At 62.9% G+C, this 797-nt stretch carries 1 protein-coding gene; it reads right to left on the bottom strand.

Going from position 1 to position 797, the window contains the following annotated elements:
- Positions 1–270: 270 nt before the first annotated feature.
- Positions 271–797 (bottom strand): 1,6-anhydro-N-acetylmuramyl-L-alanine amidase AmpD (gene ampD / locus B2W70_RS02485; protein ID WP_286742501.1); only part of this gene is annotated, 527 nt, incomplete at its 5' end.

Consider the following 797-nt stretch of genomic DNA (forward strand, 5'->3'; position numbering starts at 1 on the left):
TGGAGAAGGCAGACGGGGTGGACGACTGGGTGCTGGGCGTGGACGTTTGCATGGGGTTCCCTTCGGTGGGCACAGGGCCGAAGTCCCTTGTGATGGGGCTCGCGGGCCTGAAGATGGGAGGCGCCGCGGGGTGGCCGGGCGCCGACTGCTGGAGCACTAGATATGGTGTCCGATTTGTTTTTGGACGCTACCTGTAGTGTTCGGTGGCGACTATAGCGCCTTTTTTGGGGCGTGCATCAGGCTGTTGCAAAAACTCGGGAAAGCGCTGATTCAGGCCTGCAGCGGTGGCATGGCGAGGGGGGGCAATCGGTCGTTTTTCCAGCCCGTCAGCTCAGCGAGCCGAGCCCATTCGAAGGCCTTGCCGGGGTCTTGTTTTCGCCCAGGAGCCACATGTTCATGGCCCACTGTCTGGTGGATGGGCCAGGTCTGGCTCAGGTCCGAGAGCAGGCTGGCAAGGGCCTGGTACTGGGCGTCTTCGAAGGGGTGATGTTCCAGGCCTTCGAGCTCGATTCCCACGCTGTGGTCGTTGCAATTGTCGCGGCCTTGCCACGAGGATTTGCCCGCGTGCCAGGCACGCTCGTTGACGCTGACGAATTGAACCAGCTCGCCATCCCGCCGGATGAAAAAGTGAGACGACACTTCGGCGCCGCGAATCTGGTCGAAGTAGGGGTGCGCGTCCCAGTCGAGCGTGTTGGTGAAGAGTCGCTCGACTTCGTTGCCGCCGTAGACGCCAGGCGGCAGGCTGATTGAATGAACGATGGCCAGGTCGATGGTGACGCCCGGAGGGCGGGGGCCAG

Origin of the sequence: Aquabacterium sp. UBA2148, assembly GCF_002328915.1 — a bacterium.
GTDB classification, from domain to species: Bacteria; Pseudomonadota; Gammaproteobacteria; order Burkholderiales; family Burkholderiaceae_C; genus Aquabacterium; species Aquabacterium parvum.